The following is a 23,815-nucleotide window of genomic DNA, read 5'->3' on the forward strand; positions in this document are numbered from 1 at the left end:
GAGCCCAGCCCGGACCCTTGCGCCCCTGCCCTGCCTCTTCCCTTGCCCCTGCCCCTAAGCCTTGCGAGCCACCGCTCCGAAGCCCGGCATGGGCTGGAAGTCCTCCTGGCCTTCGACGGGTTCGCCGAGTTCGGGGTGCCAGGTGTCGAGAACGGCGACGCCCGGTTCGACGAGTTCGAGCTTGTGGAAGAAGCGTTCGACCTCGTGGCGGTCGCGCAGGGCGAGGGTGATGCCGCTCTTCTTGTAGAGGTCGTCGGCCTCGTCGGCGTTCTCGCGGGTGAACTGGCCGGTGCCGTGGGACAGCATGAGGTAGCTGCCGGAGGGCAGGGCGTCCATGAAGCGGTCGACGAGTTCGTAGGCGCCGTCCTCGTCGGGGACGAAGTGCAGGAGCGCGATGAGCGAGAGCGCGATGGGACGGGTGAAGTCGAGGGCCTCGCGGGCGCGTTCGATGATGGTCTCGGGGTCGCGGACGTCGGCCTGGAGGTATTCGGTGCTGCCTTCGGGGGTGCTGACCAGGAGTGCTTCGGCGTGGGCGAGGACGATGGGGTCGTTGTCGCAGTAGACGATGCGGGCGTCGGGGGCGATCTGCTGGGCGACCTGGTGCAGATTGGGCGCGGTGGGGATGCCGGTGCCGATGTCGAGGAACTGCCTGACGCCCTGGCCGGCGAGCCAGCGGGTGGCGCGGTGCATGAAGGCGCGGTTGGCGCGGGCCATGATCGGGATGCGGGGTTCGATGGCGAGGAGCTGGCGTCCCATTTCCTCGTCGACCGGGTAGTTGTCCTTGCCGCCCAGCCACCAGTCGTACATCCGTGCCGGGTGCGGCTTGCTGGTGTCGATGCGGGAGCTGGGGGTGGCGTCGTGCCCGGTCATGAGGAACTCCGTAGGTCCGTGGGGCGTTGGGCGGGTGACGGGTGCGGTCGGCGGGGGCTCGGGGTCGAAGCGGCGGCCGGGGGCATGGGGGCGGAGGTCAGGAGAGCAGGAAGTCGGCTTCGCCGGACTTGGCGCCCTGGATGAAGGCGGTGATCTCGCCGGAGGTGTAGATGAGGGCGGGTCCGTCGGGGTCCGCGGACTGGCGTACGGCGACGCGGCCGTCGGCGAGTTTCATGGCTTCCACGCAGTTGCCGCCGTTGCCGCCGCTCCAGGGCCTGAGCCAGCCTTCGGTGCCGAGTTCGCGTGCGGGCATGCCGTTGTATATCCGGGAGCGGTCCACTCAGAACTCCTTGCGGAGATCGCGCAGGATCTCCTTCGTGCGGTGTGCCGTCGCGGCGTGTGCCGCCATGCGGTCCATGACCTCCAGGTGGGTGGCCACCTCGGCGCGGGCGTCGAGGTAGACGGCTCCGGTCAGGTACTCGCTGTAGACCATGTCCGGGAGTTCGGGCATGGCGAATCGGAACAGCACGAAGGGCCCGTAGGTGCCGGGGTGCGGACCGGCGGCGAACTCGGCGATCTGCAGGGTCACATTCGGCATGTCCATGGAGGCGAGGAGCCGGTCGATCTGGGCGCGCATGGTGGCGTTGTCGCCGACCGGGCGGCGCAGCGCGGTCTCGTCCATGACGACCCACAGCCGCGGGGGGTCCTCTTCGCGGGTGAGCAGTTCCTGGCGGCGCATGCGCAGGGCGACGTGCCGTTCGGTGTCCTCGGGGACGGTCTGCCCGATGGCGCCGGAGACCATGACGCCACGCGCGTAGTCCTCGTTCTGCAGGAGGCCGGGGACGAAGTGCGGGTCGTAGGAGCGGATGAGGCTGGCGGCGCCCTCCAGGCTGACGTACATGGAGAACCAGCCGGGCAGGATGTCGTGGAAGCGCTGCCACCAGCCGGGTTTGTTGGCCTCCTCGGCGAGGGTGACGAAGGCTTCGGCCTCTTCCTCGCCGACTCCGTAGGACTTCAGGAGGAGTTGGAGGTAGGGGATCTTGAAGCCGACCTCGGCCATCTCCATGCGCCGGACCGTGGCGGGCGCGACGCGGAGGATCTTGGCGGCCTCCTCGCGCTTGAGGCCGGCGCGTTCGCGCAGGTCCTGAAGTCGCCGCCCGAGGACGACCTGGCCGACCGTCGGCGCGGACCGCGGCTCGCTCACGTCGTTCCTCCACGAAGTCGCGTCACACGATGTCCCGTACGTCCGGCCGTGTCCCAACTCGGGGCGCCCGGGACGCTGTTGCGAGCAGTGTGCCACGGGCTCCACCAACAGCCCACACCACTCTGCAATTTTCAAAGTGCCACTTGCCAAGTGTCCGTGGCGCCGCGATAGTGGCAAGCGTGACTTTGTCCGCGCCGTTAGGAACAGACGCCACCGCCGCCCCCCACGGCGCCGCCGCTCCGGCGGACCGGACGGGGCCCGGCGCGCGCCGTTTCCGCTTCGAGCTGACCCCGCACCCGGGGTCGGCCGCGCATGCCCGGCAGGTGACCCGCGACCGCCTCGGCGGCTGGTCCGTCTGCCAGGACACCCGCGAGGCCGCGGAACTGGTCGTCTCCGAACTCGTCACCAACGCCGTGGTGCACACCGTCTCGCGCCGCATCGTCTGCGAACTGCACGACGACGCGGCGGGAGTGGTACGGATCGCGGTGCGCGACGAGGGCTGTCCCGACGGCGCTCCGCGCCCCTCCGCACAGCAGCCGGAAGAGGAGCACGGGAGGGGATTGCTCCTCGTCTCCGCGATGTGCAGTGCCTGGGGTACGCAGGACACCGGCCCGGGACTGCTCGTCTGGGCGGAACTGCCCCGGCAGTCGGGCGACCGGGACCGCGGCGCGCGGGCCGACGGTGCCGGGCAGGGTCGCGCCGGTACGCGCGATGCCGAGCCGGACCGGACGGGCGGAGGGGAGCGGGTATGGGTGTGAGCGCGGCCCCGATGCCGACGATGGACAGCCTGGTCCGCCTCTCCCGGGCGCGGCGCACCACCGCCCCGCCGCGGGTGCGGCTCGCCGTGCCGGGCTCGATGTCCACCCCGCTGGGCTGCGACGCCGTCGCCGTGCCCGCGGTCTACGGGCGGCTGCTGCTGGCCCGGCTGCCGCGCGCGGGCTGCGTCTACGAGGACGGCAGCCGCTGGTGGTGGATCGTCCCCTCGGACTCCGATGTGGCCCTGAAGTGGCCCGAGCCCGCGCACTACGCGGCCGGTGCCCTGGTGCCCGACGCGCCCGCCCGCCCGGGGCTGATCCATCTCCCGGAGGCGGAGGTTCCGTACACGCCGCCGATCCCGCTGTATCTGGCCCTGTGCCGCCTGACCGGTACGCCGCCCGCCTGGTCCCGGCCGGTGAGCGCCTGACCGGCCCGCAGTCCTTTTCTCGGTTCAGGTGCAGCTGAGCCCCGGCGCCCGCTCGTGGCACCGGGGCTCAGCTGTGTCCCGGGCACCGCCGGGCGGGAGGCTACTCGACGGGTTCGCGGGCGCGCACGATCACCAGGAAGGCGTCGCTCGCCAGGTCCATCACGACCTCGGCGCGCTCACCCTCCAGGCGGCGGGCCCGCGCGAACTCCTCCGCGGGCCACGACCCCCGCGGCCCCCCGGCGGGGAAACGCTCCAGAACCGTCCGCCCGGCCATCCGGCACCTCCGCTCGCGCGCCACGGCGGCGCCCCGCGGCCGGGGTCCCGGCCGGTGCACCTGCAACGACGCTCCACGCCGTCTTGTCACCCGACGGCTCGCAGATCATGACCGCGGATCGTCCCCTCCGGCTGTGCCCGCGCTCACAACGTGACCGGAAAGACATCGCGAAACCCCAGGCAGACGGCCCCCACCCCCGCGCACTGCCAGGCCTTGGCACGCGCCCCGCCCACCTCGATGCGCCCCTCCGCGCCCCACTGCACCGGGTCGACCGCGGCCCCTTCCGCCCCCTCGGCCCTCGTACGCGTCAGCCCTCGCGCTCGCCGCGGTGGCGCTCGCCCCCGCCCCGATGGTCCTCGCCCTCACCGCCCGCGGAGCCGCCGAAGCGCACCGTCCCGAGGATCCGCGCGCACCGCTCCCCCATGCTCGCGGCGCTCTCCTCGGGATGGCGGGCCCACCAGACGACGCTCTGGCCGACGAGGGTGTTCCACAGGCACTTGAGCAGGTCGGCGTCGAGCGGGTCCTCGATGTTTCCGGCGCGCAGGACGTCCTGGGCGCCGCCCGCGGCCAGTGCGTCGATCGCGTCCCGGTGGCGCCGCGCGGTCCCGTAGGGCGCGCTGCCGACGGGCAGGGACTGGTCGTACAGCAGGAACCAGGCGCCCGGGCGGCCCTCCAGGGTGGTGAACACCGCCCGCAGTACGGCGATCGGGGTGGCGGGCTCGGCCGCGGGGCGGTCCATCGCGGCCCGTACGGCGGCGGCGAGGGGTTCGCCGACCCGGTCCAGGCAGGTGGTGTAGAGGCCGTCCTTGGACCCGAAGTACTGGTAGAGCAGCGGCTTGGTGACGCCGATCCGCCGGGCGAGGGCGGCCATCGACACCCCGGTGTAGCCGTGCCTGCCGAACTCCTCGGTCGCCACGGCGAGGATCTGCTCCTCGCGGTCGCGGCGCGGGACGCCCTTGGTGCCCGCGCGGGCCGCCGCCGCTCTTGCCTTCTCCATGAACGGCATCTTACCTTACGGTAATATACCTCTGGGTAAGTTCGCTCCCGGAGCGCCCGCCACCGAGCCGCACGCCGCTCGGCATCCCGATCCGCATCCCGGCACCCCGATCCACGTGCCGAGCGGAACGCCGACCCGAACAAGCCGACCCGCACAAGGAGTTCGCCATGGACGAGGGGCACCCGAAGGAGCAGCCGGCCGAGCACCGCACCCGGTCGTGGTGGGGCTGGGGCTGGTGTGAGGAGGCGCTGCCGGACGCGGAGTGCGCGGCCCTCGGCGCCCTGCTGCCGGGGCTGCCCGCGGACCCGCTGCCGGTCCCCCGGGTCGCCGACCTCGACCTGCCCGTACCCGCCGTGACCGTGCCCGCCCCGCTCGCCCCGCTGGTGACCGCGGACCCGGCCGACCGTGCCGCGCACGCCCTCGGCAAGGCGTACCGCGATGTGGTCCGCGCCCTGCACCGCACCCCGGCCCGGGTGCCCGACCTGGTGGCACGGCCCCGTAGCGAACAGGACGTGGCCGACCTCCTGGACTGGGCGGGCCGCACCGGCACCGCCGTGATCCCCTACGGCGGCGGCTCCTCGGTCGTCGGCGGTGTCGAGTACCGGGGCGAGGCGCATCCGGCGGTGCTGAGCCTGGACCTGACGCGGATGGACCAGGTCCTGGAGGTGGACCGGGTCAGCCGCGCCGCCCGTGTCCAGGGCGGGGTGCTCGGCCCGCACCTGGAGCGGCAGTTGCGTCCGCACGGGCTGACCCTGCGCCACTTCCCGCAGAGCTTCGAGTTCTCCACCCTGGGCGGCTGGCTCGCCACCCGGGCCGGCGGCCACTACGCCACCCTGCACACCCATGTCGACGACTTCACCGAGTCCCTGCGCGTGGTCACCCCGATCGGCGTCAACTCCTCCTGGCGGCTGCCCGGTTCGGGCGCGGGCCCCTCCCCCGACCGGCTGTTCCTCGGTTCCGAGGGCACCCTGGGGGTGATCACCGAGGCCTGGATGCGGCTCCAGGACCGGCCCGTCCACAAGGCCTCCGCGGCCGTCCTCTTCCCCTCCTTCGAGGCCGCCGCCGAGGCCGTACGGGTACTGGCCCAGTCGGGGCTGCACCCCGCCAACTGCCGCCTGCTGGACCGGGGCGAGGCCGCGTTCTCCGGCGCCGCCGCGGACGGCTCGACGGTCCTCGTGCTCGGCTTCGAGTCCGCGCACACCCCGGTCGGCGGGAGCCTCGCGGCCGCCGTCTCGCTCGCCCGCGACCACGGCGGGCGGCCCGCGCCCGAGCCCGCCGGGGCGCGGGGCGCGGTCGACTCCTGGCGGGCGGCCTTCCTGCGGATGCCCTACCAGCGCGATGCCCTGGCCCGGATGAGCGGCATCGTGGAGACCTTCGAGACGGCCTGCACCTGGGACCGGCTGCCCGCCCTCTACGAGGCGGTACGCGCCGAGACCGCCGCCGCGGTCAAGGAGGTCACCGGCGCCGAGGGCCTGGTCAACTGCCGCCTCACACACGTCTATCCGGACGGCGCCGCCCCGTACTTCACGGTGATCGCGGCGGGGCGGCGCGGTGCGGAGCTGCGGATGTGGGACGAGGTCAAGGCGGCCGCCATGGAGGTGCTCGGGCGCCACCGGGCGACCGTCACCCACCACCACGCCGTCGGCCGAGACCACCGCCCCGGCTATGACCGGCAGCGCCCCGAGCCCTTCGCCCGGGCCCTCGGCGCGGTGAAGTCGGCCCTCGACCCGCAGGGCGTGCTCAACCCGGGGGTACTCCTCGGCTGAGGCACCGGAGGGGCAGACGCGCGGCCGGACGGTCCGGGGCGGGGGCAGGGCACACGGTCACCCAGCCATCCGCTCACCCGGCCGGGCGGGCCCCACCGTCGCCCACCCGCCCGGCCGCGCTCGCTCAACTCCCGTCGCCCCGCGGCAGCACGGAGGACACGACGCCCGGCAGCGGATACCAGTCCGACGAGGCGATGGTGGCCTGGTGGGCGGCGAGCAGCGCCACCCGTTCGCGGGCCTGGGCCTCGGTGGGGCGGGTGCCGTCGATGGCCGGGGGCACGTTGTGGGCGTCGGTCATGATCAGGAGGTAGTTGCCGCGCCCGTACCAGTCGGTGTCGATGGAGCCGCCCAGATAGGTGGCGGCGTCCCCGTCGAAGACCACGAACCAGGGGCGCAGCGAGGCGTCGGTGTAGCGGGTGCGGGGGTCGCCCGCGGCGGCCTTGTGCACGGCCGGGAAGGCGGCGGCCCGGTCGAGTTGGCCCGCTGCGGCCAGGTCGCGCAGGTGGATGGCGTACTCGCGGTCGGTCCACAGGGTGTCCAGCGGGTTGGACTCCTCCACGGTGCCGGGGATCAGCTCGACGAGGAACTTGCCGGCGAGGTCCGCGCGGCGGGGCCAGGCTCCGGCGCGGGAGGCCTCGTCCAGGTCCGCGTGGCCCGCGGCGAGGTCACCGGGGCGGAAGAGCGCGTCGCCGAGCTTCTCGCCGAGGAGGGTGTCGAGTGCGGCGGGTCCGCGGCCGCGGTTGGCGAGGAAGCCGTCCTTGAGTTCGAGCTTGAGGACGACGGGGCGGTGGCCGGGGTGCGCCTCGTGCCAGGCGCGGATGTCGGACAGGCAGCCGCCGAGGTCGTGGCTGGTGGGTCCGGTGCGCAGGTCCTCGGGGCGCTGGGCGTTCTCGCAGTTGTTGTCGTTGCCGAGGGGGTTGCTGTGCGAGACCCGCCAGGAGCTGCCGAGGGCGTTGGCCCACACATCGAGTTCGAGCATGCCCGCGCCCGAGTCGAGCGCGTCCGCGAAGTACGGGTACGTGGACTTCTCGTAGGCGTTGTGCACACCGACACCGGTGGTGGACGCGTACGGCAGCTGTGCCGGATCCGCCGCGCCCGCCGGGCCGCTGCCCAGCACCAACACCCCCGCCGCCACCAGTGTCGCCACGGCACCCGTACGTCTGACCATCTCCCGGCTCCCTTCGAGACCCCGCAGGATTTCCTGCAAATCGCCTGCACGGTAAGGGAGTTGTATGACCGGGCGGAAGACGGCGGCTTGCCGGGGCGGGTCCGCGCACGGACCCCGGGCAGGCTTCGGACCGTTCCCGGACAGACCGTGGACAGGCCTCGGACCGGCCGCGGACCGGCCTTGGGCGGACCTCCGACCGGCCCCGAAAGGGGTGCTTCTTGGCCGTTTCTTTGCCAAAAAGACCTGGGCCAGGGGCCGTTCACCAGCGGTGCGCCCTTGTCCGTCACGTACCGGGCACCCCACAATGCCCTAGCCAAATCCGATAAACCGAAGAACTCCGGCCCAAAGGACCGAAGCGCTCCGGTCGATTCGAAGAGGAACCCCCCACATGAAGAAGCCTCTTGTCGGCGCACTGTTCGCCGCCGTCGCCCTCGTCGGCGCGGGTGCGGTCCCGGCCGCCTCGGCCACGGCCCAGGACGCCGCGCCCGCCAAGCAGTCGAAGGCCAAGGCCGTCGACTTCGCCGGAACGGTGGCGCTCAGCAACTGTTCCGGTTCGCTCATCCGCATGCCGGACTCGCAGCCCGGCGACCCGGCGCTCGTCATGTCCAACGGCCACTGCCTGGAGAGCGGCTTCCCCGGCCCCGGCGAGGTCGTCGTCGACCAGCCCTCCAGCCGCACCTTCACCCTGCTGAACGCCGACGCCTCCGACGCCGCGACGCTGAAGGCCACCAAGGTCGCCTACGGCACGATGACCGACACCGACGTCTCCGTCTACGAACTGGACAGCACCTACCAGGAGATCGAGGACGAGTCCGGCATCAAGGCGCTCGAACTCGCCGACCAGCACCCCGAGCAGGGCAAGGCCATCACCGTGGTCTCGGGCTACTGGAAGAAGACCTACAGCTGCAGCGTGGACGGCTTCGTGCACGAGCTGCGCGAGGGCGACTGGACCTGGAAGGACTCGGTCCGCTACACCCCCGAGTGCCAGACCATCGGCGGCACCTCGGGCTCGCCCGTGGTGGACGACGAGAGCGGCAAGGTCGTCGCCGTGAACAACACGGGCAACGAGGACGGCGAGGAGTGCACGGACAACAACCCGTGCGAGGTGGACGAGAACGGCAACGTCACCGTCCACAAGGGCACCAACTACGCCCAGGAGACCTACAACATCCCCGCCTGCTTCGGTGAGGGCAACAAGCTCGACCTCGCCGCGGAGGGCTGCACCCTGCCCAAGCCCACCCGCCGCTGAGCCCACGTATTCCGGCCGACAGCTCACGACGCACGACTCACAGCCGAGCTGACAGCTGAAACGGCTGAACCAGCCGGAACAGCCAAGACGGCTGAGACGGCTGAGACGGCTGACGGTACGCACGGTGGCCCCGGCCCGCACCACGGGCCGGGGCCGCCTGGCGTCCGCGACCCCGGCGACCTCCCGCGCCCGCGCGGCGGCGACAATCACCCTGACCGGCGGCCCGGAGCGTCCGGCTGCCGCCAGCCAAGGAGCCCAAGACCATGCCTACGGCGATCCGGCCCGCCCGAGGCCGCCCGTGCACGCTCGTGGTGTGCCGCGGCTGCTGCTGCGGCCAGCCGCTCAAGTACCCGGGCTGGGACCACGCGGCACAGCTGCGCCGGTTCAGCGCGGCCGCCACCGCTTCCGAGGGCCGGTTCGCGGTCCGGGTGACCGACTGCCTCGGCCCCTGCGACCAGGCGAACATCGTCGTACTGCGCCCCTCCCCCGAAGGACGGCGGCGCGGCGGCCGCCCGGCCTGGATCGGCTGGTCCATGGGCGCGGACTGCACCGAGGAGATCATCCGCTGGGCCCACTCCGGCGGCCCGGGCCTCGCCCCCGCCCCGCTCACCCTGGAGCTCCAGTTCGTCGAGTCCCCCGCGGAACGCCGCCGCCGACAGGACCAGAACCGCCCGGCCTGAACGGGGCGTACGCCTTCGTCCGTACGAACACCCTCCGGCGGTACGGGTGTTACTGATGTTGCGAGTGATACGCGTATCGGCTGAGGCATCCGGCGGCGCGGGGCTGCGGAGGTGCGGGCGTGCAGGCGTGCAGGCGTGCAGGCGCACGAGCATGCGGGCGTGCGGGCGCCGCGAAATCCAGGAGTCCTGCCGATGCCCAGCGGTTAGGGTCGCCCCATGACGCCGCATCCGTCGCAGAACACCCCGGAGCCCGAGCCGACCGACCCGGCCCCGGTCGAGGCCGAGTCCCGGACGGAAGACCGGGCAGGGGAACGGTCCGAGGGCTGGACCGAGGGCCAAGCCCAAGCTGCGGAGCCCTCAGGCGACGGCCGGGCCCAAGCCACAGAGCCCGCGGACGGCGGCCGGGACCAGGGTTCCGGCGCCGGTGGCAGCGGGGCCGGGGACAGGACCAACAGCGGTGCCGGGCACGGCGGTTCGGTACGCGTGGACAGCTGGATCTGGTCCGTACGCCTGGTCAAGAGCAGGTCGCTGGCCGCGACCGCCTGCCGTGGCGGCCATGTCCGGGTCAACGGCGACCGGGTCAAGCCCTCCCAGGCCGTACGGGTGGGCGACGAGGTCCGGCTGCGCCACGCGGGCCGGGAGCGGATCGTCGTGGTCAGGCAGCTGCTGCGCAAGCGGGTCGGGGCTCCCGAGGCGGTGAAGTGCTATGTCGACAACAGCCCGCCGCCTCCCCCGCGCGAGGCCGTCGCCCCGGCCGGGATCCGGGACCGCGGCACCGGCCGCCCCACCAAGCGGGACCGCCGCGAAATGGAACGCCTGCGCGGAGCAGGCGGCTTCGCCGCACCGCCCTCCCCCGTACCCCCCGGATTCCAGGGCCCGAACCCCCTCGGCGGCGGCGCCGGAACCCGCTCGGCCGACGAGGCCACCGCCGACGAGCAGCAAGCCGCGCCCCACGACAGCCCGGGCAGCGGGGCCGCCCACCCGGACCGCACGGACGCACGCGAGAACCGAGCCGGACGCAAGAGCCGGGACGGGCGCGACACCGGAGGCGGACAGGGCGACAGAAGCGGACGGAACAGCAGACGCGGACGGGACAGCGGAGACGGGCACGGCAGCAGAGGCGACCGCGACAGCGGAGACGGCCGCGGCAACAGAAGCGGACGTGAGAGCAAGCGCGCCGGTGGCCGGAGCGGCGAACCCGAGCGCTCGCACCGCAGGCGCGGAGGCGGGCGTCCGGAGGCCTGACGTACGGCGCCGTCCTGCGTGAACCGGGCGGCCGGAATCCGAACCCCGGGGTCGACGAAACCGACCCCGCGACGGATGGAAACCGAAACCAGGGCGGACGGAACCGACCTCAGGACACCGCCAGGACACCGCCGGGTCAGCGCCCCCGCAACACGACAACCACCCGACCCCGGCGCACGCCCCGCCGACCCCCGCTCCGCTCCTCGGTCCGGTGCTCCGCTCTCCCTCCCCCGCTCCCTCTCCCCCGCTCTCAGTCCGCCGCGACCACCCGTACCCAGATCCGGTCCTCGGTGAGGTACCGGTCGACGGCCAGCCCCTCCTCGGCGAGCGCCGACTCGAACTGCTCCCTGGTCAGCGGCCGGGCGCGGAAGGTCTGGCTCCAGGTGGCGTCCGGGAACTCGTACTCCGCGCGCACCGAGTGCACCCCGTCGCCGACCGGCTCCGAGGAGAGGATCCGTAGGGTGAAGCCGCCCGGGTCGACGCGTTCGCGCGGCAGGCGGGTGTGGTAGTCCTCGCCCTCCCGCTGGATCACCAGGACCCCGCCCTTCGCGAGATGGCGGCGGCAGGTGGCGAGCAGGGCGCGCCGCACCGCGGCGTCCCCGGCGTGCACCAGGAAGGAGGCGAGCAGCACGGCGGCGAAGGTCTCGCCGAGGTCGAGCGACTCGATGGGGCTGCACACCGTCCGCGCGCCGGTGACGCGGTCCAGCATCTGCTGCGACTCGTCGACGGCGGTGACGCGGAAGCCGCGGTCCAGGAGCGGGTGCGTGATCCGGCCCACCCCGCTGCCGAGTTCGAGGAGGTGCGCCCCGGCGGGTATCGCGGCGGCGACGATCTCGGGCTCCTCGCCCACGGGCAGGCGGGCGTACAGCTCGACCGCGCAGCCGTCCGGGGTGATCGCGCCGGGGCCGGTGCCCTGATGTCCCTCTCTCATCCGTACGTCCATGCCTTCTCCAACGCCCGGCCGCCACCGAGCGTTCCCACCCGCACACACTTGGCGACCATCCGGTCTCGCCGGGGCCAGGCCCGGATGTCTCCTCCCGCGCCCGGCGGTCGCACACTGGGAGAAGAGACGGGGGAAGGGACCGAGGAAAGGACGGGGAAAGGGCAGGTCGGCCGCCGGAGCAGAGAGGCAGGCGAGGCGCAGGATGCGTACCGGAAACGAGCCCCTCACCGCGCGCAGCCCGTTGCGGATGCGGTTCTGGCTCAGTCTGTGGGGCCTGCTGTGGGCGGTCGGCGGCACGCTCGCCTTCGCCTTCGCCGGGCGGGTCGGCTGGGCGGTGGCCTGCGGGGTCTTCGGGATCGTCGTGGTGACCGATCTGATCATCGTGATCCGGCATATCCGCCAGGGCCCGCACTTCCAGCCGGGCCGCGACGTCCCCCCGTACGAACCGCCCCGCCACCACTGACCCCGCACCGGCCGCACCCTGGCCGCTCAGGGCCCGCACCCGCTGACCGGGGAGAACTCAGGAGTCGAAGCGCGCGGCCTTCAGATACTGCGGACGCGGGTCGAGCGCCGCCGCCAGCCGGAAGTGCCGCAGGGCCTGCTCGGGCCGCCCGGCGCGCTCATAGGTGCGGGCGAGGGCGAAGTGCGCGAAGGCGTTGTCCGGCTCCCGCTCCAGGACGATGGTGAACTCCAGCTCGGCGGGGCGCAGTTGGGCCGCCGCGAAGAAGGCGCGGGCGCGCAGCAGCCGGGCGGCGGTGTTCTCCGGGTGGGCGGCGATCACCGGGTCGAGGAGTTTCACCGCGCCCCGGGGATCGCGCGCGGCGAGCAACTGCTCGGCGGCGCGGAAGTCGATGACATGCGTCTCCGGCGTACGTCCTGCGGATCCACTGCTCTCGGGCACGGCGGAATTCCTTCCCTCGTCGGGGAGGTTAAACGCACGCGGCCGGGGAGGGTATTCCTGCCCGGGGGACTTGGCCGGACGAGTCCCCCGGGCAGGAGGACTCGACCCGGTCGAGTCCGGGAGACCCGGCCGATCACCGCGACGGCGGGCCGCACCCCTCAGACGTACAGTCCCCGGACCTCAAGCCTCAGAAGTACAGTCCCCGGACCTCAGGCCTCGGACGTACGGCCCTCGAGGACCTCGGGCACCCGGACCCGCGCCCCAGGCGGCGTACGACCCCCGCGCCCAGGTGTCCAGCCCCCGAGCCTCAGGCCTCCGGACCCGCGGTGCTCTGCTCGTGGGCCCGCTTCGCCAGTTCGGCCCAGACCTCCTCGACCCGGGCACGCAGTGCGGGCAGTTCGCCGTCGTTGTCGACGACGAGGTCGGCGATCTCGCGCCGCTGCTCCCGGGTGGCCTGCGCGGCCATCCGCGCGCGGGCGTCCTCCTCGCTCATGCCCCGCAGCGCCACCAGGCGTTCGAGCTGGGTCTCGGGCGAGGCGTCCACCACGACGACCAGGTCGTAGAGGGGGGCGAGGCCGTTCTCGGTGAGGAGCGGGACGTCGTGCACCACCACGGCGTCCGCGCCGGCGGCGCGCTGCAGCTCCGCGGAGCGGGCGCCCACCAGCGGGTGCACGATCGCGTTGAGGGCGGCGAGCTTCTCCGGGTCGGCGAAGACGATGCCGCCGAGTCTGGCGCGGTCCAGGCTGCCGTCGGCGGCGAGCACCTCCGTGCCGAAGGCCTCGGTCACGGCGGCGAGGCCGGGAGTGCCGGGCGCCACGACCTCGCGCGCGATCCGGTCCGAGTCGATCAGCACCGCACCGTGCCCGACGAGCAGCCGGGACACCTCGCTCTTGCCGGCGCCGATACCACCGGTCAGGCCCACTTTCAGCATGGACGCCAGCGTAGTACGGGCGGCCCCGAGCGCTCGGCGGGGCCCGCGCTCAGCGGCTCGCGGTGTGTGCGTCGAGCAGCAACGCGGCCTGGGCGGCGGCGAGTTCGAGCGCGCCGGGGAAGACCTCCAGGCCGTGGGTGGCGAGGGCGCCCTCGTGCAGGAGCATGAGTGAGCGGGCCAGTCGCTCGGCGTCCGGCGCCCCGAGTCCCTCGCCGAGGCGGCGGAAGCAGTCGAGCATCCACTGCTTCTGACCGGCGATGACGGCGTGTGCCGGATGCGCCGGATCGCCGACCTCCACATGGGCGTTGACCATGCTGCACCCCCGGCCGCTGTGTTCTCCGGCCCACCGCGCGGAGGCCGCGAAGACGGCCAGGACGCGCGCCCGGGGGTCGGGGCCCGCGTCCGCCAGCCGCTCGGCGAGGAAGGCGCGCCAGCGTTCGTCGCGGTCGGCGAGGTACTCCACGACGAGCTGGTCCTTGGAGCCGAACCTGTCGTAGATCGTCTTCTTGGTGACCCCGGCCTCGGCGGCGATGAGGTCCACCCCGACCGCGTGGATGCCGCGGGCGTAGAAGAGCCGGGCGGCGGCGTCCCGGACCCGTCTCGCCGCGGGGGTCATGGCGATGCGGTGCGGTGAGCGTCCTTCGCTGTCCATGGCCCCATGGTATACCGATCTGTATAGTGGGCGAGGTATACCGATCTGTTTACTCCACGAACGGCACCGCCCCCGCGAGGTGGCCCCCGCATGAAGCCGCTGATCTCGGCCGCGTTCGTCCTGTGCTGGAGCTCGGGCTTCATCGGCGCGAAGCTCGGCGCGGGCAGCGCGGCGACCCCCACCCTCCTGATGTGGCGCTTCCTGCCGCTGGCCCTGCTGCTGCTCGCCGCCGCGGCACTGCTCCGGGCGGCCCGGCGGCGCACCGCCGCCCGCGCGCTCGCGCGTCCGCCTCGGGCCGCGCGGCCCTGGTCGCCAGGGAGCCTCGCCCGGCAGACGCTGATCGGGCTGCTCTCCCAGAGCGGCTATCTGCTGAGCGTCTACTACGCGATCCAGCTGGGCGTCTCCAGCGGCACCACCGCCCTGATCGACGGCACCCAGCCCCTGGTCGCGGGCGCCCTCGCCGGCCCGCTGCTCGGCCAGTACGTCACCCGGCGCCAGTGGCTCGGCCTCGGGCTCGGGGTGAGCGGGGTCCTGGTCGTCACCCTGGCGGACGCGGCGGGCAGCCAGGGCGTGGACCGGTGGACCTACCTCGTCCCCTTCGCCGGGATGCTGGCCCTGGTGGCGGCGACCTTCCTGCAGGGCAGCCGCGCCGCCCGGGCGCCCTCCCCGGTCGCGGCCCTGACCGTGCACGTCACCACCAGCGCCGTCGTCTTCAGCACCCTCGCCCTCGCCACCGGCACCGCGGTCCCGCCCGCCGAGCCCCGGTTCTGGTGGGCCGTCGCCTGGCTGGTGGTCCTCTCGACCTTCGGCGGCTACGGCCTCTACTGGCTGATCCTGCGGCGCTCGGGCGTCACCCGGGTCAACACCCTGATGTTCCTGATGGCCCCGGTGACCGCGCTGTGGGGAGCCCTGATGTTCGGCGAGCCCTTCGGCCCGGGGACCGTACTGGGCCTCGCGCTCGCCCTCGCCGCGGTCCGCGTGGTGCACCGCGGTGCGGCCGGCCCCCTGAGCGCCCCGGCGGCAGCGGAAACCCCGGCGGGCCGTGGGCGCACCGGGGTTCCGGACGAGACGTACGCGGGGCGGGCCGCCCGGCCGGGGAGCCGGACCCGCTGAGCCCCTAGCTGTCGCCCTCGCGCTCGGCGAGGAAGCGCTCGAAGTCGCGGCCGATCTCGTCGGCGGAGGGGATATCGGCGGGCTCGGCGAGCATATTGCCCCGGGTCTGGGAACCGGCCGCCGCGTCGTACTGGTGCTCAAGTCCCTCGACCAGAGCGACCAGTTCACTGTCGCCCTGCTGGATCTGGCGGTCGATCTCCGTCTGGGTGCGATGGGCCTCGGTACGCAGGCTGTGCGCGACCCCCGGCAGCACCAGACCGGTCGCCGCGGTGATCGATTCGAGCACGGTCAGGGCGGCGTCCGGATACGGGGAGCGGGCGATGTAGTGCGGGACGTGCGCGGCGACCCCGAGGACATCGTGCCCGGCGTTCATCAGGCGGTACTCGACGAGCGCCTCCGCGCTGCCCGGCACCTGCGCCTCCTCGAAGGGGCTGCGGTGGCCGGGGACGAGGTCGGTCCGGCTGCCGTGCGGGGTCAGGCCGACCGGCCGGGTGTGCGGCACCCCCATGGGAATGCCGTGGTAGTTGACGCTCAGGCGGACACCCAGGCGCTCCACGACCTGCTGCACGGCGGCGGCGAACCGCTCCCACTCGACGTCCGGTTCGGGACCGGAGAGCAGCAGGAAGGGGGCGCCGGTGGCGTCCTGGAGCAGGCGGACGTCCAGGGTGGGTTCCTCGTAGGAGCCCCAGCGGTCCCGCTTGAAGGTCAGCAGCGGGCGGCGGGCGCGGTAGTCCACCAGCCGGTCGTGGTCGAAGCGGGCGACGACCTGCTGCGGCAGGGTGTCGAGGAGGTGCCCGTTGAGCTGCTCCCCCGTCTCACCGGCGTCGATGTAGCCGTCGAAGTGATAGAGCATGACCAGGCCCGCCGACTCCTGGGCGAGAGCCACGTCGACGACCGACAGGCCCTTGGGCTCCCATGCGAACAAACCCTGTGGATCAAGCACAGTGACCGCTCCTCCTCGTGTCTTCGTGGAGAACGCGGCCCGTGGGGCGATCATTCCCGGCCCCGCCGAATCCCGGCCCCGGGCGCACCTATTCGGCCACCGCGCACACCCGCCCGGGCCGCACACGCACCGCGGCCCGCACCCCCGGAAGGGTGCGGGCCGCGGTGACGGCTCGGATCAGCCGCCGTGGGCGATCAGCTCTGGCCGCCGGCCAGCTTCTCGCGCAGGGCCGCCAGGGCCTCGTCCGACGCCAGGGCGCCGGAGTTGTCCGCGGGCTCCGAGGAGTACGAACCGCCGCCGCCACCGGAGGCAGCCGGAGCCGCCGCGGTGTCGCCGCCCTCGGCGGCCGCCTGGGCGTCCGCCTCGCGGGACTTGATGACCTGCGCCTGGTGCTGCTCGAAGCGCTGCTGCGCCTCGGCGTACTGGCGCTCCCACTCCTCGCGCTGCTTCTCGTACCCCTCGAGCCAGTCGTTGGTCTCGGGGTCGAAGCCCTCGGGGTAGATGTAGTTGCCCTGGTCGTCGTACGAGGCGGCCATGCCGTACAGGGTCGGGTCGAACTCGACCACGGACGGGTCGGCACCGAAGGACTCGTTGGCCTGCTTCAGCGAGAGGCTGATGCGACGGCGCTCGAGGTCGATGTCGATGACCTTGACGAAGATCTCGTCGTTGACCTGGACGACCTGCTCCGGGATCTCCACGTGGCGCTCGGCCAGCTCGGAGATGTGGACCAGGCCCTCGATGCCCTCGTCGACGCGGACGAACGCACCGAACGGAACCAGCTTGGTGACCTTGCCGGGAACGACCTGGCCGATCTGGTGGGTCCGGGCGAACTGCTGCCACGGGTCTTCCTGCGTCGCCTTGAGCGAGAGGGAGACGCGCTCGCGGTCCATGTCGACGTCGAGGACCTCGACCGTGACCTCCTGGCCGACCTCGACGACCTCGGAGGGGTGGTCGATGTGCTTCCAGGACAGCTCGGAGACGTGGACCAGTCCGTCGACGCCACCGAGGTCCACGAACGCACCGAAGTTGACGATCGAGGAGACGACGCCGGAGCGGACCTGGCCCTTCTGCAGGGTGGTGAGGAAGGTCTGGCGCACCTCGGACTGGGTCTGCTCCAGCCAGGCGCGGCGGGACAGGACCACGTTGTTGCGGTTCTTGTCCAGCTCGATGATCTTCGCCTCGAGCTCCTTGCCCACGTAGGGCTGGAGGTCGCGGACACGGCGCATCTCCACGAGGGAGGCCGGCAGGAAGCCGCGGAGGCCGATGTCGAGGATGAGACCACCCTTGACGACCTCGATGACGGTACCGGTGACGATGCCGTCCTCTTCCTTGATCTTCTCGATGGTGCCCCAGGCACGCTCGTACTGGGCGCGCTTCTTCGAGAGGATCAGGCGGCCTTCCTTGTCCTCCTTCTGGAGAACAAGGGCCTCGATCTCGTCACCGACGGCGACGACCTCGTTGGGGTCGACGTCGTGCTTGATCGAGAGCTCTCGGCTCGGGATGACACCTTCGGTCTTGTAACCGATGTCGAGCAGGACCTCGTCCCGGTCGACCTTCACGATGACGCCGTCGACGATGTCGCCGTCGTTGAAGTACTTGATCGTCTCGTCGATCGCGGCGAGGAAGGCTTCCTCGTTACCGATGTCGTTGACCGCTACCTGCGGGGTGGTGGCGGTGGTCTCGGTGCTGCTCGTCATGTGGGAAAGGGCTCCGGTACGGACATTGAAGTCGTAGGTACTGCTACGCCGGGAGCCCGTATCGCCCTGAAGAAGCCGGACAGCCTGGGAAGCGCGGTTTCCGGACCCTCCGGAACTCCGGAGAGGGGAAAGCGCCTCGACAACCGAGAGACATACAACAGAGGCGAGCGCAGCCTGCTCGGTCCGAGGAGCGCAGGCTCGCAGCGCAACTTGTAGCATACGGGGGCAGCCGGGCAGGGTCAACGCACGAAGACGGACACCCGGGGCGGATCGCCGCATACCCGGCACAATTCCTGTTCGCCGTGGCCACGCACGCCCGGCGCGCGTCTCCGCCACCGGTTCCGGCAGGGGACCCGCGGCGGATCACCGGAGAATACGACGAGGGAGCCGATCATCCAAGAGCCCGGAACACCCCAGGAGCCGGAGGCGACCCGGCGCACGGCGGGGGTCACGGAGAGCAGCCGCGCCAACCGCGGCTGGTGGGACCGCAACGCCGACGAGTACCAGCGCGAGCACGGCACCTTCCTCGGCGACGACCGCTTCGTCTGGGGCCCCGAGGGCCTGGACGAGGTGGAGGCCGAACTCCTCGGCCCCGTCGAGGAGCTCAAGGACGCCCGGGTCCTGGAGATCGGCGCGGGCGCCGCCCAGTGCTCCCGCTGGCTGCGCGCCCAGGGCGCCCGCCCCGTCGCCCTGGACCTCTCGCACCGCCAGCTCCAGCACGCGCTGCGCATCGGCCGCGAGGACATCGGCCTGGTCCAGGCCGACGCGGGCGCGCTGCCCTTCGCCGACGCCTCCTTCGACCTGGCCTGCTCCGCCTACGGGGCGCTGCCCTTCGTCGCCGAACCGGTGCGGGTGCTGCGCGAGGTGCGCCGGGTGCTGCGCCCGGGCGGCCGGTTCGTCTTCTCGGCGACCCACCCGGTGCGCTGGGCCTTCCCCGACGAGCCGGGCCCCGAGGGCCTGACCGTCTCCGCCTCCTACTTCGACCGCACCCCGTACGTGGAACAGGACGAGGAGGGCCGCGCCGTGTACGTCGAGCACCACCGCACCCTCGGCGACCGGGTCCGCGACGTGGTCGGCGCCGGACTGCGCCTGGTGGACGTCGTCGAGCCGGAGTGGCCGCGCTGGAACACCCAGGAGTGGGGCGGCTGGTCCCCGCTGCGCGGCGCCCTGCTCCCGGGCACGGCGATCTTCGTCTGCGTACGGGACCCGGAGCGGGGCTGAGCTGACCGGAGCGGGCCTGAGCTGACCGGAGCGGGGCCGGGCTGAGGGGCGGGGCGGGCCGCGCGGGCCGTATGCCGAGCCGAGGGCGAGGGGCCGCGCGGGAGACCCGCGCCCGTCCCGGAGGGGCGAGCGCGCCGTCCGGGAGACTGGGCGGGTGATCCGCACCGATGACCTCGCCCGACTGCCCGTCGCCTCGGCCGTGCCCGCGCTGCGCGAGGCCCTGGAGGACCACGGCAGCGCGGTGCTCTGCGCACCGCCCGGCACCGGCAAGACCACGCTCGTACCGCTGGAGTTGGCCGGTCTGCTCGGGGCCGGGCCCGCGCGCCGGGTGCTGGTCGCCGAGCCGCGCCGGATCGCCGCCCGGGCCGCCGCCCGCCGGATGGCCTGGCTGCTCGGCGAACCGGTGGGCGGCCGGGTCGGCTACACGGTGCGCGGCGAGCGCAGAGTGGGGCCGGACACCGTGGTCGAGGTGGTGACCACCGGGGTGCTGCTCCAACGCCTGCAGCGGGACCAGGAGTTGGCGGGTGCCGAGGTGGTCGTCCTCGACGAGTGCCACGAACGCCATCTGGACGCCGATACCGTCGCCGCCTTCCTGCTCGACGTCCAGGCGGCGCTGCGGCCCGAGTTGCGGCTGCTCGCGGCCTCCGCGACCACCGACGCGGCGGGCTGGGCGCGGCTGCTCGGCGACGCCCCCGTGGTCGAGGCGGCGGGCACGGCCCACCCGGTGGAGGTGGTGTGGGCTCCCCCGGCCCGCCCGGTCCGGCCGCCGCACGGGATGCGGGTCGATCCGGCGCTGCTCGCCCAGGTGGCCTCGGTCGTCCGGCGGGCGCTGCGCGAACGCCCCGGCGATCTGCTCTGCTTCCTGCCCGGGGTGGGCGAGATCGCCCGGGTGGCCGGGCAGTTGGGGGATCTCGGCGGGGTGGAGGTGCTCCAGGTGCACGGCCGGGCCCCGGCGGCCGTGCAGGACGCGGTGCTCGCGCCGGGTGGGGGCAGGCGGGTGGTGCTCGCCACGGCGGTCGCGGAGTCCAGCCTGACGGTGCCCGGGGTACGGATCGTGGTCGACTCCGGGCTGGCCCGGGAGCCGCGGGTCGACCACGCGCGCGGGCTGAGCGCGCTCACCACGGTGCGTGCCTCGCAGGCGGCGGGGCGCCAGCGGGCGGGCCGCGCCGGGCGGCAGGGGCCGGGCTGGGTCTACCGCTGCTGGTCCAAGGCCGAGGACGCGCGGCTGCCGCGCTTCCCGGCGCCGGAGATCCGGCTCGCCGACCTCACCGCCTTCGCCCTCCAGGCCGCCTGCTGGGGCGACCCCACCGCCGGGGGCCTTGCCCTGCTCGACGCCCCGCCGCCGGGGGCGATGGCGGCGGCCCGCGAGGTGCTCACCGCGATCGGCGCGGTGGACCCGGACACCGGCCGGGCCACCGGGCGCGGGGCGCGGATGGCACGCCTCGGCCTGCACCCCCGGCTCGCCCGCGCCCTCCTGGACGCCGCCGGGCAGACCGGCACCCGGCGCGCGGCGGAGGTGGTGGCCCTGCTCAGTGAGGAGCCGCCGCGGGAGTACGGCGACGACCTCGCGGCGGCCTGGCGCACCGCACGACGCGGCAGGGACGCCTACGCCGGCCGCTGGGAGACCGAGGCCCGGCGGCTCACCTCGGCACTGTCCTCGTCCGGCGGCGCCTCCGGTCCGGGCCCCTCCGCTGACCGCTCCACGGGCACGCGCCGCGAACGGGAGAGCGGTGCGGGTGGTCCGGACGCGCACGGGGGTGGCACGTACGAGGGTGGTCCGCGGGCGGGCGGAGGCGGTGCGGGTGGTCCGGGCGCGCACCGGAGCGGCACGTACGAGGGTGGTCCGCGGGCGGGCGGAGGCGGTGCGGGTGGCGGCAAGTCCCGTACCGGTCAAGGAGGTTCGGGCGGGGCTGTGGCCGGGGGCGAGCGGGTGGCGGACGGCGACGAGCAGGTGGCGGGGCTGGTCGCCGCGCTGGCCTTTCCGGAGCGGCTCGCGCGGGAGCGGGGCGGCGGCACGTACCAGATGGTGTCGGGGACCCGGGCCGAGACCGCCGAGGGTTCGCCGCTGCGCGGTGCCCGGTGGCTGGCGGTCGCGGTGGCCGACCGGCCGGTGGGTGCGGGGCAGGCCCGGGTGCGGCTCGCCGCCGCGGTGGACGAGGAGGTGGCACTGCGGGCGGCGGCCCCGCTGCGTACCGAGTCGGCGGAGGTGGTGTGGGAGGACGGGGAGGTGGCGGCCCGGGAGACGAGCCGGCTCGGCGCGGTGACGCTGAGGCAGCGTCCCTCGGCGCCGGGCCGGGTGGATCCGGAGCGGGTGCGCGCGGCGCTGCTGGAGGGGCTGCGGACCGAGGGGCTCGGCCTGCTGCACTGGACGCGGGAGTCGCGGCAGCTGCGCGAGCGGCTGGCCTTTCTGCACCGCAGGCGGGGCGCGCCCTGGCCCGAGGTCGGCGACGCCGTCCTCCTGGACCGGGCCGGTGACTGGCTGGAGCCGGAGTTGGGCCGGGCGCGCAGGGCCGCCGACCTCGGCCGGATCGACGCCGGTCAGGCCCTGCAGCGGCTGCTCCCGTGGGCGGGCGGTGAGGCCGCCCGGCTCGGCGAACTGGCGCCCGAGCGCTTTCAGGTGCCGAGCGGCTCCCGGATCCGTATCGACTACACGGATCCCGAACGCCCGATGCTCGCGGTGAAGTTGCAGGAGATGTTCGGCCTCGCGGTCACGCCCGCGGTGGACGGGGTGCCGCTGGTGGTGGAGCTGCTCTCCCCGGCGGGCCGCCCGGCCGCGGTCACCGCCGACCTCGCCTCCTTCTGGCGGGAGGGCTATCAGGCGGTACGCGCCGAACTCCGCGGCCGCTACCCCCGCCACCCCTGGCCCGAGGACCCGTCGAGCGCGCCCGCGACCCGGCGCGCCAATCCGCGGCGCTGAGCGGGCCGGGCGGCGGAGCGGGCCGGGCCGCCAAGGGCGTTGCGCTGTAAGGGAGTTGCCCTGCAAGGCGGGTTGCCTCGCAAGGGCGTTGCCCCGCAGGGGAGTTGGGGGCGTATACGACCGCCGCCCCGGGCCCGGTGGTACGTCCGGGCGCGGGGCGGCGGTGGTGCGGTGCGCGGGTCAGGCGGCGGGTGCCTGCACGGTGAGCTTGACGGTCAGGGTGGCGCCGCCCTCGGTGGTGAGGCGGAGCAGGAAGTCGCCGGTGCTCTGGTCGCTGTAGAGCGGGTCCAGCGTCAGGAGGCCCTTGTCGTCGGTCTTGAGGTTCTTCAGGGTGCGGACCGGCTTGCCGTCGGCGTCCTTGAAGAAGGGGCCCTTGTCGTTCTCCTTCGGGTCGTTCTCCGCCTTGATCAGGGTGGCGGTGGTGGCGACGCCGGGTGCCGCGGCGCCCTTGAGGGTGGCCTTCAGCTTCACGCGCTGGGCGAAGGCGGCGTTCGGGGCGCAGGTCAGCGGGGCGTCGTCGGTGCGGACCAGGGCGTCGGCGGCGGGCGGCGGGGGCGCGGTGACGGTCGCGGTGTGGTCGACGGGGGCGAGGTCGCGGCCCTCGACGGTGGCGCGGACCGTGAAGGTGCCGTCCTTCTTCCCGGCGCGCAGCGCGGGCGCGAGGGCCTTGCCGTCGGCCCCGGTGGGGACGGTGACGCGCTTCTGGCCGTCGGGGAAGCGGCTGTCGGTCTCCCCGACGATCTCGAAGCGGATCTTCGCCTTGGCGATCGGCTTGCCGTTCTTGCCCTCGGCGCGCACGGTGACCTGTTCGGCGAAGAGTTCGCCGGTCGCGGAGGTGAGGGTGCCGGTCCCGGCGTCCTCCAGGCGGAAGACGTTCTCGCTCGGGGTGGGCGTCTCCTCGCCGGGCTCCTCCGGGTCGCCGGGCTTGCCGGGCTCCTCGGGCTTTCCGGGCTTGTCCGGCTTGGCGGGGCCGGGGTTCGGGGTGGAGCCGCCGGGCTTGGCGGGGCCGGGCTTCGGCTTCGGGGTGTACGGCGGGGTGCTGGGCAGGCCGCCGGTGCCGTCGGGGATCTCGTGGATGCCCTTGCGGTAGAACTCCAGCCAGGACAGGACGGTGCGCAGGTACTCCTCGGAGCGGTTGTAGCCGAGGATCGCCGCGTGCAGGTCCTTCTCGTCGGCGAGGTCGCGGCCGCCCGCGCAGAGGTAACTGCCCGCCGCCAGGGCCGCGTCGTAGATGTTGTTGGGGTCCTTGCGTCCGTCGCCGTTGGCGTCCGCGCCCCAGTTCTCCCAGGTGGAGGGGATGAACTGCATGGGTCCGACGGCGCGGTCGTGGACCGTGTCGCCGTCGTAGAGGCCGCCGTCGGTGTCGGTGATCCGGGCGAAGCCGTTGCCGTCGAGGACGGGGCCGAGGATCGGGGTGAGCGTGGTGCCGGCGGCGTCGACGCGTCCGCCGCGGGCCTGCCCGGACTCCACCTTGCCGATGGCGGCGAGCAGTTGCCAGGGCAGGTTGCAGCCGGGGCGGCTGCGGGCGAGGGCCGACTCGGCCTTCTTGTAGGCGTCGAGCACGGTGGCGGGGATGCCGGACTCGGTGGGCCGGGAGCCCTCGGGGTCCTTGGCGCCGGGCACCGGGGCCGGGCTCTCCAGGGGCGGAAGGTCGGTGTAGTAGGGCGAGTTGCCGCTGACCGAGGTGTCCTCGCCGGGCGGCGGGGTGTCCTCGGCGCCCGCGTGCCGGTCGCGCTCGGGCGCGCTGCTCAGGCCGGGGGCCTGGGAGGCGGAGAGGGCGGCGACGACGACCGCGGCCACTGCCGCGGTACCCGCACCTCTGCGAAGCCTTGACCCGAAGAACGCCGACATCCTGCTCCCC

At 73.7% G+C, this 23,815-nt stretch carries 23 protein-coding genes; 10 read left to right on the forward strand and 13 right to left on the reverse strand.

All coding sequences use genetic code 11. From position 1 onward, the window contains the following. Positions 1-54 precede the first annotated feature (54 nt). From HFV08_RS08585 to HFV08_RS08595, 3 genes are all read right to left on the reverse strand, one after another. Positions 55-870 (reverse strand): SAM-dependent methyltransferase, encoded by an 816-nt coding sequence (locus tag HFV08_RS08585; protein WP_168537512.1) that lies wholly within the window; start codon positions 868-870, stop codon positions 55-57. A 97-nt stretch (positions 871-967) separates the two neighbouring features. After that, positions 968-1,183 (reverse strand): DUF397 domain-containing protein, encoded by a 216-nt coding sequence (locus HFV08_RS08590; protein ID WP_078845505.1) that lies wholly within the window; start codon positions 1,181-1,183, stop codon positions 968-970. A gap of 27 nt (positions 1,184-1,210) precedes the next feature. Next, positions 1,211-2,074, reverse strand: coding sequence for a Sco1979 family transcriptional regulator (locus HFV08_RS08595; RefSeq protein ID WP_168537514.1), 864 nt, complete (start codon positions 2,072-2,074; stop codon positions 1,211-1,213). A 323-nt stretch (positions 2,075-2,397) separates the two neighbouring features. Here HFV08_RS08595 and HFV08_RS08600 point away from each other — a divergent pair, with 323 nt between their 5' ends. Continuing rightward, on the forward strand, positions 2,398-2,832 hold the full coding sequence (locus tag HFV08_RS08600) for an ATP-binding protein (protein ID WP_376770584.1): 435 nt from the start codon (positions 2,398-2,400) through the stop codon (positions 2,830-2,832). After that, on the forward strand, positions 2,823-3,257 hold the full coding sequence (locus tag HFV08_RS08605) for a hypothetical protein (protein ID WP_168537518.1): 435 nt from the start codon (positions 2,823-2,825) through the stop codon (positions 3,255-3,257). Before HFV08_RS08600 ends, HFV08_RS08605 begins: the two co-directional genes overlap by 10 nt. A 100-nt stretch (positions 3,258-3,357) precedes the next feature. On the opposite strand, the gene HFV08_RS08610 is transcribed toward HFV08_RS08605, so the two are convergent. Both HFV08_RS08610 and HFV08_RS08615 read right to left on the reverse strand, forming a co-directional pair. After that, positions 3,358-3,531 (reverse strand): DUF8839 family protein, encoded by a 174-nt coding sequence (locus HFV08_RS08610; protein WP_168537520.1) that lies wholly within the window; start codon positions 3,529-3,531, stop codon positions 3,358-3,360. 307 nt (positions 3,532-3,838) lie between these two features. Beyond that, complete coding sequence (locus HFV08_RS08615) at positions 3,839-4,528, reverse strand: TetR/AcrR family transcriptional regulator (RefSeq protein ID WP_168537522.1); 690 nt, start codon at positions 4,526-4,528, stop codon at positions 3,839-3,841. 167 nt (positions 4,529-4,695) lie between these two features. Here HFV08_RS08615 and HFV08_RS08620 point away from each other — a divergent pair, with 167 nt between their 5' ends. Further along, positions 4,696-6,294 carry an FAD-binding oxidoreductase gene (locus tag HFV08_RS08620; RefSeq protein ID WP_168537524.1) on the forward strand — a complete coding sequence of 533 codons (1,599 nt, stop codon included), beginning with the start codon at positions 4,696-4,698 and terminating at the stop codon, positions 6,292-6,294. 124 nt (positions 6,295-6,418) lie between these two features. Here the strand turns inward: HFV08_RS08620 and HFV08_RS08625 are convergent, their stop codons facing one another. Next, entirely contained in the window at positions 6,419-7,462 is a 1,044-nt protein-coding gene (locus tag HFV08_RS08625; protein ID WP_168537526.1) for a phosphatidylinositol-specific phospholipase C domain-containing protein, read from the reverse strand. Between the two features lie 388 nt (positions 7,463-7,850). Here HFV08_RS08625 and HFV08_RS08630 point away from each other — a divergent pair, with 388 nt between their 5' ends. The 3 genes from HFV08_RS08630 (at position 7,851) to HFV08_RS32495 (ending at position 10,636) form a co-directional block, all read left to right on the forward strand. Further along, the gene (locus HFV08_RS08630) at positions 7,851-8,711 is read left to right on the forward strand and encodes a S1 family peptidase (protein ID WP_168537528.1); all 861 of its coding nucleotides are present in this window, start codon (positions 7,851-7,853) and stop codon (positions 8,709-8,711) included. A gap of 263 nt (positions 8,712-8,974) precedes the next feature. Then, positions 8,975-9,391 carry a (2Fe-2S) ferredoxin domain-containing protein gene (locus HFV08_RS08635; protein WP_168537530.1) on the forward strand — a complete coding sequence of 139 codons (417 nt, stop codon included), beginning with the start codon at positions 8,975-8,977 and terminating at the stop codon, positions 9,389-9,391. 216 nt (positions 9,392-9,607) lie between these two features. Next, the gene (locus HFV08_RS32495; RefSeq protein ID WP_376770585.1) at positions 9,608-10,636 is read left to right on the forward strand and encodes an Hsp15 family ribosome-associated heat shock protein; all 1,029 of its coding nucleotides are present in this window, start codon (positions 9,608-9,610) and stop codon (positions 10,634-10,636) included. Between the two features lie 250 nt (positions 10,637-10,886). Here HFV08_RS32495 and HFV08_RS08645 read toward each other — a convergent pair whose 3' ends face one another. After that, positions 10,887-11,567, reverse strand: coding sequence for a class I SAM-dependent methyltransferase (locus HFV08_RS08645; protein WP_168537532.1), 681 nt, complete (start codon positions 11,565-11,567; stop codon positions 10,887-10,889). Positions 11,568-11,781: 214 nt separating this feature from the next. On the opposite strand from HFV08_RS08645, the gene HFV08_RS08650 reads away from it, so the two are divergent. After that, positions 11,782-12,042: a DUF6343 family protein gene (locus tag HFV08_RS08650; protein WP_168537534.1), complete on the forward strand. Its 261-nt coding sequence runs from the start codon at positions 11,782-11,784 to the stop codon at positions 12,040-12,042. A gap of 57 nt (positions 12,043-12,099) precedes the next feature. Here the strand turns inward: HFV08_RS08650 and HFV08_RS08655 are convergent, their stop codons facing one another. From HFV08_RS08655 to HFV08_RS08665, 3 genes are all read right to left on the reverse strand, one after another. Beyond that, complete coding sequence (locus HFV08_RS08655; RefSeq protein WP_040254545.1) at positions 12,100-12,480, reverse strand: tetratricopeptide repeat protein; 381 nt, start codon at positions 12,478-12,480, stop codon at positions 12,100-12,102. 307 nt (positions 12,481-12,787) lie between these two features. Continuing rightward, a complete protein-coding gene (coaE, locus tag HFV08_RS08660; RefSeq protein WP_168537536.1) occupies positions 12,788-13,411 on the reverse strand; it encodes a dephospho-CoA kinase in 624 nt (207 codons plus the stop codon). 49 nt (positions 13,412-13,460) lie between these two features. After that, complete coding sequence (locus HFV08_RS08665) at positions 13,461-14,063, reverse strand: TetR/AcrR family transcriptional regulator (RefSeq protein ID WP_168537538.1); 603 nt, start codon at positions 14,061-14,063, stop codon at positions 13,461-13,463. Between the two features lie 90 nt (positions 14,064-14,153). On the opposite strand from HFV08_RS08665, the gene HFV08_RS08670 reads away from it, so the two are divergent. Next, a complete protein-coding gene (locus tag HFV08_RS08670) occupies positions 14,154-15,176 on the forward strand; it encodes a DMT family transporter (RefSeq protein ID WP_168537540.1) in 1,023 nt (340 codons plus the stop codon). 4 nt (positions 15,177-15,180) lie between these two features. On the opposite strand, the gene HFV08_RS08675 is transcribed toward HFV08_RS08670, so the two are convergent. Beyond that, the gene (locus tag HFV08_RS08675; RefSeq protein ID WP_168537542.1) at positions 15,181-16,119 is read right to left on the reverse strand and encodes a proteasome assembly chaperone family protein; all 939 of its coding nucleotides are present in this window, start codon (positions 16,117-16,119) and stop codon (positions 15,181-15,183) included. Positions 16,120-16,313: 194 nt separating this feature from the next. Next, a complete protein-coding gene (gene rpsA / locus HFV08_RS08680; RefSeq protein WP_168537544.1) occupies positions 16,314-17,816 on the reverse strand; it encodes a 30S ribosomal protein S1 in 1,503 nt (500 codons plus the stop codon). Between the two features lie 390 nt (positions 17,817-18,206). On the opposite strand from rpsA, the gene HFV08_RS08685 reads away from it, so the two are divergent. Further along, positions 18,207-19,037 (forward strand): class I SAM-dependent methyltransferase, encoded by an 831-nt coding sequence (locus HFV08_RS08685; protein ID WP_168537897.1) that lies wholly within the window; start codon positions 18,207-18,209, stop codon positions 19,035-19,037. 154 nt (positions 19,038-19,191) lie between these two features. After that, positions 19,192-21,954, forward strand: coding sequence for an ATP-dependent RNA helicase (locus tag HFV08_RS08690; protein WP_168537546.1), 2,763 nt, complete (start codon positions 19,192-19,194; stop codon positions 21,952-21,954). Positions 21,955-22,134: 180 nt separating this feature from the next. On the opposite strand, the gene HFV08_RS08695 is transcribed toward HFV08_RS08690, so the two are convergent. Further along, positions 22,135-23,805, reverse strand: coding sequence for a lytic transglycosylase domain-containing protein (locus tag HFV08_RS08695; protein WP_168537548.1), 1,671 nt, complete (start codon positions 23,803-23,805; stop codon positions 22,135-22,137). Positions 23,806-23,815: the final 10 nt, after the last annotated feature.

It is taken from the genome of Streptomyces physcomitrii (assembly GCF_012273655.1).
GTDB classification, from domain to species: domain Bacteria; phylum Actinomycetota; class Actinomycetes; order Streptomycetales; family Streptomycetaceae; genus Streptomyces; species Streptomyces physcomitrii.